An 8,592-nucleotide genomic window follows, 5' to 3' on the forward strand; every position below is an offset into this window, starting at 1 on the left:
TGATACTCACTGCCTCTAAAATATGCAAGGGTCCCCGCGCTCTCATGGTGGCCTCCCTAGATTCTGATCCCGCTCCTTGGCTTTGGCATCAATTTGGACGGCCCGGAATCAAGAACTTCGGCACCCACGGGGACCTCGCCAGGCGTGGCATCGGCACGGCGTAAAGATGAAGGCCGCTCCCGAGATGGGAGCGGCCTCGAAGTCGCCAAGCGGGAGCTGACTTGCGGCACGCGAGCGATCATCCTCGGCGGGCGCTTCGTTCTATCCTGAGCCCGAGCGATTGAAAGTCCCAAGTGGCGTCCGTCAATCCCCGGTCCCGGAGTAGGTGTTTTTGGACACGGCCCACCTGGTTGATCGGCAACTGGTCTACCGTCTCGACGTACCTTGGCACAGCGAAGTAGGGAAGATTCTTTGCCATCCAGTTGAAGAACCCCTCTGGATCGACTGCGGATCCTGGCTCAAGGACGAGGCAGGCCTTAATCTCGTCGTCTCCCATGTCGCCGGCCACAGCGTGGACGGCCGCATTCGACACAGCGGGGTGGCGGGCCAAGGCTCCCTCCAGCTCCATGCTGGATACGTTCTCTCCCCTCACCCGCAGCGCATCCTTTTTCCGGTCCACAAATCGGATGCTCCCGCTCTCCCGGAGGACGCCGTAGTCCCCGGTGTGGTACCAGCCTTCCTTGAAAGCCTCAAGCGTCGCTTCGGGGCGCCGCCAGTATCCATCGAACATGGCGAACCGATGGCGTGGCTGAATGCAGATCTCGCCGACTTCGCCCTCGGGTACGATTTGGCCGTTATCATCCAGTAGGGCCATGTTCAGATCGCGCAGGGGCTTGCCGTTGCTGTCACGATCCCGCTCGCCATAGGGCGAGCCCAACGTCTGATATACGCATTCGGTCTGTCCGTACGACTCACTCCATGGATCGATGCCGAAGCGCTGAGTGAGCTTCATGCGCTGGTCCGCGTTGACCGGGGAGAGGTTGAACAGGCGGATCTTGTGCGCCCTGTCGAACTCGCTCGGCGGCGAGGCCAGCAGCATCGTCGCCAGTGCGCCAACACCGTTGGCGATCGTCGCTCCGACCTCGGTCGCGGTTTTGAAGAAGTTCGACGCGCTGAATCCGGGGAGGAAGACAATCGGAATGCCCGCATCCAACGCCGCCATCATCGAGTTGAGGTGGGCGCCGCCGTGAAAGAGAGGAAGGGGCGTGAGGAAGACGTCGTCGGCGTTGAGCTGCATGATCTCGGTGAGAGTCTGGCCCGCCCGGGCGTAGTAGCCGTGCGAGAGGATGCAGCCCTTCGGTTGCCCCGTGGTGCCGGAGGTATACATGATGGTCATGGTCGATTCTGCGGTCAGTGCCACCGAGGGTGCCGGTCCTGACGGCATTTGGTCATACTGGATGACCTGCACTGGCGTCGGCCCGGTCTCTTTTGGCGCGACGCGGTCGAGCAGGATCACCCGTTTGAGTGAGGTAAGTTCCCCCAGCAAGGGAAGCAACGCGTTCCACCCGAGCTCATCGGTGATGATGGCTGACGCCTCCGAATCCTCCAGCTGGTGACGAAGAAACTCCCCTCTCAGAAAAGGGTTGAGGGGAACGTGGATGGCGCCCAGCTTCGCGGTGCCTATGAGCACTTCGAGCAGTTCGTAGCGGTTCGGTGAGAGGGTGGCGATCCTATCGCCTGGCTCGAGGCCGAGAGCGTGGAACTGGCCGGCTAGACGGGAGCTGCGCTCACCGATCTCGGCGTATGTGGGAGCCCAATCCTGGAACCGGGCGAAGGTGCGCGTGGGACAGTCAGCGATCAACTCATCCAGGCGATCAAGAACCGTGTAGTGGCGAATGCCCTGCCAAGAATCCATTAGTTTCTCCTATGCGTACAGTGATGGATGGATAAGGAATCCATTGCGGCCAATGGGCCGTTGCAACACAGATCTGGGTCGTCAAGCCGTGAGCTAGCAGCCCTCATTGCCGCCGGCTCCTCGCCTCCGCAAGCAGTCAAGGGCAGCAGAGCGACCCCTGCTAGCGCGAGCGTCGGTCGCTTATGTTCTTCAACTCATTCGGACAAGGGGCGCCGAATTCGACAGCGAGCCTTTCAGTCCCGTCACCCGCCACCCATTTCCGCGTCAGAGGTAGAGCGCTTCCACTTCATCCATCCGGTCACGAACGGAGGCTGCGTCACCGGTCAGCTCGAGCTTGCCGCGCTTCATGATCGCCACACGATCGGCAATTGCCATCGCCTTGGTGACCTGCTGCTCGACCAGTAGCACCCCCAGATTCTGAGTGCGGGCAGCATCGACCAGCGCAGCAAGAATGCGGTCGACCACCATGGGGGCAAGCCCCAGTGACAACTCATCAGCCAGCAACACCTTCGGTCGGCGAGCAAGAACCCGTGAGACTGCCAACATCTGCTGCTGGCCGCCTGACAGCAGGCCTACCCGCCGCTGAAGGTGCGGCTTAAGTTCGGGGAACCGCTCCAAAGCCTCTTCGGGGTCGACACCTCCTGCACGGAAGTTGTCCCTCAGGCTCAGGTCCATGAAGACACAGCGGTCCTGGGTTATATACCCCAAACCGCGTCGGGCCCGCTTGTACAGGCGAGCGACGGTCTTCTCTCCGGCGTACTCCACGCTGCCACCCAAAGGCTTCAGGAGCCCGGCAAGTCCGGCAAGAGTAGTGCTCTTTCCCGCCCCGTTCGAGCCCAGGAGTGCAACAATCTCACCTGCCCGGACCTCGATATCCAGATCCCGCACGAACGGCTGACCGGCATAGCCGATCGACAGGCCGCGTGCGGCTATGACTACATTGCCCAAGGTTGAGCCCTCGAGTGATTTCGAACTGTCGGTCATGCTCGTGAACCTTCCGGGTATAAGGCGGATGCAGAGGCGTCCTCGGCCACTGTTGATGTACCAAGGTAGGAGGAAATCACGTCGGGGTGATCGCGAACCTCGCTCGGGGTCCCGTGCGCGATCACCGTACCGAAGTTGAGCGCGGTCACCTCATCGCTGACGGCCATCACCATCTCGACGTCGTGTTCAATCAGGAGCACCGCCTTGCCTTGGACTTCTGCCATCTGACGGACGACGGCCCGCAATTCCAGGGTCTCCACTTCATCAAGCCCTGCGGCCGGCTCATCAAGGAGAATGACCTCGGAGTCGGTCGCCAGCGCACGGGCGATTGCGACAAGCCGGCGCTGGCCATAGGAAAGGGACCGGACCGAGGAGCCGAGGATGTCTTCAAGGCGCAGGAGGCGAATCGCGTCCCACGCAGCCGGGTTGAGCTTGCTCTTCTTCGGCCAAATGAGGTCACGAAGCACATTCGACGGCTTTGCGGACTCTGCCGCGGCACGCAGATTGTCGTAGACGGTCAGGTCATCAAAGAGCTCCAGGCTCTGGAACGATCGGCCGATGCCATACTTTGCCCTCCGCCAGGCCGGTAGTGAGGTCAACGGTTCATCGCCGAGAGATATTTGGCCTTCCTGAGGCTTGACAAAGCCACTGATCGCGTCGATGAGCGTAGTCTTTCCTGCACCATTCGGGCCGATGAGCCCATGCACCGTACCCGGTTCAACGGTCATGGAGAAGTCCTTCAGAACCTTGACCCCGCCGAAGGCGACACTGACTCCCTTGATCGACAACCGCCGACCATCGGGTTTGATACGCTGCTCAAAGACAGGCGGGGTGAAGTCCGCCGACTCGTGAACCGGCTTCCCTCGCCGCAGGAGTCCACGAACGTGGTCCACCTGCTTGGAGAAAACCGCTGCCATTCCGTCTTGGTTTCCGATCATGGTCAGCACGAGGGCGATACCGCCGATGAGCCCGAGGCCCGAGAACTGATCGCTGTAGATCACGTCAGCGAGCTGTGTCCCCAGCCCAGCGTCCGTGAATCCCATACCCAGCAGCGGCCCGGCCAGGAACCCAACGCCGCCGATGACGGTCCATGCCAGCTGGTTGATGGAGCCCACGGTATCAAATTCCTGATAGACGACCGCCGTGCTGCGGAAAGCGATGAGCACACCACCGATCGCGGCGATGGCGGATGAAATGGCGAATGCCACCACCTTGGCAGTGCTCGTTCGAATACCGATCGATGCCGCCGCGCGCTCGTTGTCACGCGATGCGATCATCCGACGCCCGGTCTGACTCCTTCTCAGGGCCGCAACGCTTAGCGCCAGCAGGGTGAAAATGATGATGACGACGGTGAGGTACCTCTCCGGGTAGAGCAGCGCACTTACATCAAGACCGAAGATGACAGGAGAGGGAACATTGATAACCTCTGAACGGCTAAATAGAGTCGCATAAAGGAGTGCGTTGAAGGCCAGCGTAATCACCGCCAGGCTGGTTCCCCGCATCCTCATCGCGGCCCATGCCAGTACTATACCCACAGGGATCGTGCCGACAACGGCAATGGCAATCACGAGCAAGAAGGGCAGATCCACGCGACTGGCAACCTCGGCAGCAATAACCGCCCCGGTTCCAGCCAAGGCAAACTGGGCCAGGGACAGCTGTCCGGCATAACCGGTGATGACAACCACCGACAGCAGCACGGGGGCGACGACCATGCTGGTGAGGATTGGGTCGATCCAATCGACGGGTTGCACCACCCAAATGAGAACCATCGCGAAAGTGAGCCATCCGATCACGACCGGCCAGCTGACTCGACCGCTTCCGAGGGCAGGCAGTCTCAAGCCTACAAAACCTCGTTCAGGGATGGACTTGCCGCGTACAACCATGAGGATGACGATGACAATGAAGGTGGACACAGTCCCGATTCCCCGGATATCAATGTAGGCGGTGGCCAGACCCTGGAGGAGTAGGATCGCGATGCCGCCAAGCATGGTGAGGGGAAACGAGACGAGACCGCCGACGAGTGCGGCTGCTAGTGCCGGCACGATCAAGCTGGGCATGGTAATGAGGTCGAGGCCTGTAACGGGGGCGAGCATGGCACCGGCGAAGCCGGCGAGCAGGCCCCCGAGGAACCAGTTTCCCATCGCCAGGCGGTCGGCATTATGTCCCAGGGTTGCCGCAGCGACCGGATTTTCCGCCACCGCGGCCGTCTTGGTCCCGAAGGTGCTGAACTTGTAGAGGAACCACAGGGCCGCCGTGGTCAGCAGACCCACGATGACCAGGAGGAATCGGTCGAGACCGACCTGCCCGAATGTCTCCCCCAGGTTGACTTGGCCGGCGGGCAGCAGCGAGGGGACATTCTTGGAGTCGCTGCCGTAGATCAGAAGCAGGCTGGAGAGAATGATGATCAGGACGCCGATGGTCGCGATCACGCGGGCCAGCGGGGCTGCCGAGCGCAGTGGCCGCATGACGACAATCTGGATCAGCACGCCGACCAGTCCGGAGGCAAGGGCCGCGATTGCCAGGCTCAGGGGAAGCGGCAGGCCCCGCTGCACGGCCAGATCCCAATAGAGGTATCCCCCCAGCGTCGCCTGGGCTCCATGAGCGAAGTTCAGTACGCCTGTTCCCCGGTAGATAAGAACCAACCCCAGGGCCAAAAGCCCGAGCATCGCTCCGGGCCCCAGCATCAACAGGATGGTTGAAAGTGGATTGATCACGCGGTATGCCTTCCGTTGTCGCCTTCATGCGTGTTGCGAGGGTGCCGGCCTCCGATCGAGCGGGGGCCGGCGATCCCGCGGAAATGCTGGAGTCTGCTGCTATGCGAACGGGTCAAAGAGGTTGATGAATTCGGTTGTGCCGTCGCTCTTGGCCTTGTTGACGAAGGACATCCAGGAGCTGATCCGCGGAGCCTTCTCGTATGGGCCGGGCTTGGAGTACGTCAGGGAGTCGAACCACATGAATTTCTTGTCCGTCACGGCGTTCATCGCGGCGAGAACCGACTTTGCCGTGATTTCACCATCGATGTCGTTGGCAACCTCGGCAAACAGGTGCAGGCCGGCCCAGACGGTGAACCCGATCTGAGTGTGCGCGGTCCCCGGGGCGGCGTACTTGTCCATATCAGCAAGGAAGACCGAACCGAACTTGTCCTCCTTGGTGAGCTCGGGCGTGCCGGCGACGACAATGACACCTTCCGCCGCAGAACCGGCCTCCTTGAGGATCGCCTCGGGGGTGGCCCCGGAGGAGACAAGCACGGGTATCTTTGAACCAGCTGCCTTGAGTGCCTTGAAAAGCTTCAGGTGCGTCGAGGCGCTCATCGCCGAGAGGATCGCGTCCGCGCCCGAGGCCATGGCCCGCGAAACGTAGGGCGCGAAATCGACCGCGTCCGGGGGAATCGTGATCGAGGGGAGCATCTGGACGTCAGCCATCTTCGAGCCAACCTGGAAGTACTCTTCTGTCGTCTTCGCCGCCGCCGTGTCGACGTGARGGGCGACGACCTTCTTCGCCTTGAACTGCTGCTTTGCCACCGCCGGGAACGTGAGGTACGAGACGGTTCCGCCGTACAGCGGGAAGGCCGAGGGGCTCTGAGCGTCGATCGGAGTGATCGGGGCAACGCCGATGGAGGCGAGATGCGCCGCCTCGAGCATCGGCCAGGTCTGTGCACCGTGGGGAGACACGCCGCCGAAAACTGCCACCGCACCGTTTTTGATGGCACCCTGGACACAGCGGCGCAGGTCATCGGGCGACCACTTGTCATTGCAGACCGTGTACTCGATCTGCCGCTTCTTCACGCCTCCTGCAGCGTTGACCGACTCTACGGCGGCATGAAGGGAAGCCTCCAGTTCTGGCATGGAGACCACCTGCGACTCGAGCGGGGCAATGAGTGCGACCTTAATAGGGCCGTCCGGGACGGACGCCGCAGGTGCGCTAACGGCGCAGCCCGAGAGGACGAGCGCGGCACCCGCCAATGCGGTCAATGCTGTGATTCTCTTCTTCAAGTGAAAATCTCCTTTGATTTGAAGTGGCGCAGGGCAGTCTAGAAAACGTGTTGACTAGCGGAGCAAGCTGATCGGATGTGAGTTACATCTCGTGAAAAGCAGACTACACGATTTTGAGAGACATTGCCTCATAAAGATTTAAGTGTCAAAAAAATGACATAAACCACCTGCAATCGCCCATGAGATCACACAAGGGATACGGTCACGGCGCCGGCGCTTCAGGCAGCAATGCCTTGCCGGTATCGGCCGCTGCCGTGCACCAGATAGTAGAGACCCATGGTGGAAAACATGGCGGCGGCAAGAACCCAATACATTCCGCCGAAGCCTGTAAACGACACCAAGATYCCGAGCAGTACCGGCCCCAGCCCCAGCCCCATGTCCAAGACGAGAAAGTACGCCGACAAGGCAACCCCGAGGCGATGACTTTCAGTCATCGTAACCGCGATGACCTGCACGGTCGGCATCAAGGCGCCGAATCCGAACCCAATGAAGCCGCCGGCCAAAGCCAAAATGATGCCGTTCGGTGCCAGCGCCACCAACACCAGGCCGATTGCGAAGGCGAGAAGCATCGGGTAGACGACTGCATTGTCCCCGAAGGTGTCCTGGATCCGGCCCACAAAGAACCGCGAAATCAAGACCACTGCGGCGTAGACCAGGAAAAACGTACTCGCCGCCACAGCCATGTCTTGGGATTGGGCGTACGAGTTGAGAAAAGTGAGGATTCCCGAATAGGCCGCACCCGCGACTAAAACCACAGAGGAGATCGCAAGCACGGAAGGTTCCAGCACGTCGTTGAACTTCATCCTCCACTTGTTTGCTCGCTCCTCGGCCGTCGGGCTTCGCTCTTCGGGCCGCAAAAAGAGGGCAACCACAAGGGCTGCTGCCGCGCATGCTGTCGCCAGGTTGAAGAGGGCCTCGTAGCCGGCGTTCTCCACGAGCAACACCGCGGCAAAAGGACCGATTGCTGTGGAGATCGTCGTCGCTATCCCAAAGTAACCTATACCCTCGGCCCGACGCCGCTCGGGGATAAGTCCCATGACAGCCGCCGTAAGGGCCGTAGTCACACCGCCGACGGCGACTCCCTGAACGATTCGAATTCCCACCAGCATCCACACGCTGTCGGCCCGGTTGTAGAGCAGGGCTGTAACAACAAAGCCCACGAGGCCGGCGAGCATCATCCGGCGTCGCCCGACGAAGTCCAGGAACTTACCTACGAAGAGACGTGAGCAGAGGGTGCCGATGATGAAAGCCCCGGCGGCAAGGCCGGCGGCACGCTCGGAAGCATGGAAGCGATCCACAGCGTAGACCGCCATCGTGGTCACCGTAAGGTAGAACACCATCGTCACAAAGAGGTTCGTGGCAATCGCCAGAATGAACGGCGCAGTCCACAGCTTTTTATCTTCCGCGTACACAGTGCAGTCCGATCGGTCGGTGATGCTCCGAGCATCTTTCGTGCCCGGTTACGTGGCAGCGGGATTAGGCGGGACGGGTGGTGCTCTGGGAGATCAGCCGCACGGCAACCTCGGCAATGGCCTCGGCGGTATAGCCGTCCGAGGGGCGGTACCACCGCGATACCCAGTTGATCATTCCCAGCATCAACCGCGCGGATATAACAGGATCGTCCACGGGAATGACGCCCGCATCCATGGCCCTGCCGACCACCCCGATCCACACCCGCTCGTAGTCCCTCGTCCAGGCACGCCATCTCGCATACATCTCGGGAGACAGGCCCGCACCGCCAAAGAAGACGTTCATATACTG

The 8,592-nt window shown here is 61.0% G+C and carries 6 protein-coding genes; all 6 read right to left on the reverse strand.

Translation table 11 applies throughout. The features are described from left to right. Positions 1 to 238: 238 nt before the first annotated feature. Positions 239 to 1,855 (reverse strand): AMP-binding protein, encoded by a 1,617-nt coding sequence (locus tag AB4Y80_RS15010; protein WP_442215150.1) that lies wholly within the window; start codon positions 1,853 to 1,855, stop codon positions 239 to 241. 264 nt (positions 1,856 to 2,119) lie between these two features. Beyond that, positions 2,120 to 2,839: an ABC transporter ATP-binding protein gene (locus AB4Y80_RS15015; protein WP_442215151.1), complete on the reverse strand. Its 720-nt coding sequence runs from the start codon at positions 2,837 to 2,839 to the stop codon at positions 2,120 to 2,122. Beyond that, on the reverse strand, positions 2,836 to 5,553 hold the full coding sequence (locus tag AB4Y80_RS15020) for an ABC transporter permease subunit (RefSeq protein WP_442215152.1): 2,718 nt from the start codon (positions 5,551 to 5,553) through the stop codon (positions 2,836 to 2,838). Before AB4Y80_RS15020 ends, AB4Y80_RS15015 begins: the two co-directional genes overlap by 4 nt. Before the next feature lie 99 nt (positions 5,554 to 5,652). Then, positions 5,653 to 6,810 (reverse strand): ABC transporter substrate-binding protein, encoded by a 1,158-nt coding sequence (locus tag AB4Y80_RS15025; RefSeq protein ID WP_442215153.1) that lies wholly within the window; start codon positions 6,808 to 6,810, stop codon positions 5,653 to 5,655. 239 nt (positions 6,811 to 7,049) lie between these two features. Beyond that, positions 7,050 to 8,243 (reverse strand): MFS transporter, encoded by a 1,194-nt coding sequence (locus AB4Y80_RS15030; protein WP_442215154.1) that lies wholly within the window; start codon positions 8,241 to 8,243, stop codon positions 7,050 to 7,052. A gap of 64 nt (positions 8,244 to 8,307) precedes the next feature. Further along, positions 8,308 to 8,592, reverse strand: a 285-nt coding sequence (locus tag AB4Y80_RS15035) for a hypothetical protein (RefSeq protein WP_442212575.1), incomplete at its 5' end; no start/stop codon positions are given.

This window comes from Specibacter sp. RAF43, from assembly GCF_052114065.1.
Classification (GTDB): domain Bacteria; phylum Actinomycetota; class Actinomycetes; order Actinomycetales; family Micrococcaceae; genus Specibacter.

Bases quoted from the DNA above. Each gene is read 5' to 3' on its own strand.
- AB4Y80_RS15015 (WP_442215151.1), bottom strand. From the start codon at position 2,839: ATGACCGACAGTTCGAAATCACTCGAGGGCTCAACCTTGGGCAATGTA.
- AB4Y80_RS15010 (WP_442215150.1), bottom strand. From the start codon at position 1,855: ATGGATTCTTGGCAGGGCATTCGCCACTACACGGTTCTTGATCGCCTG.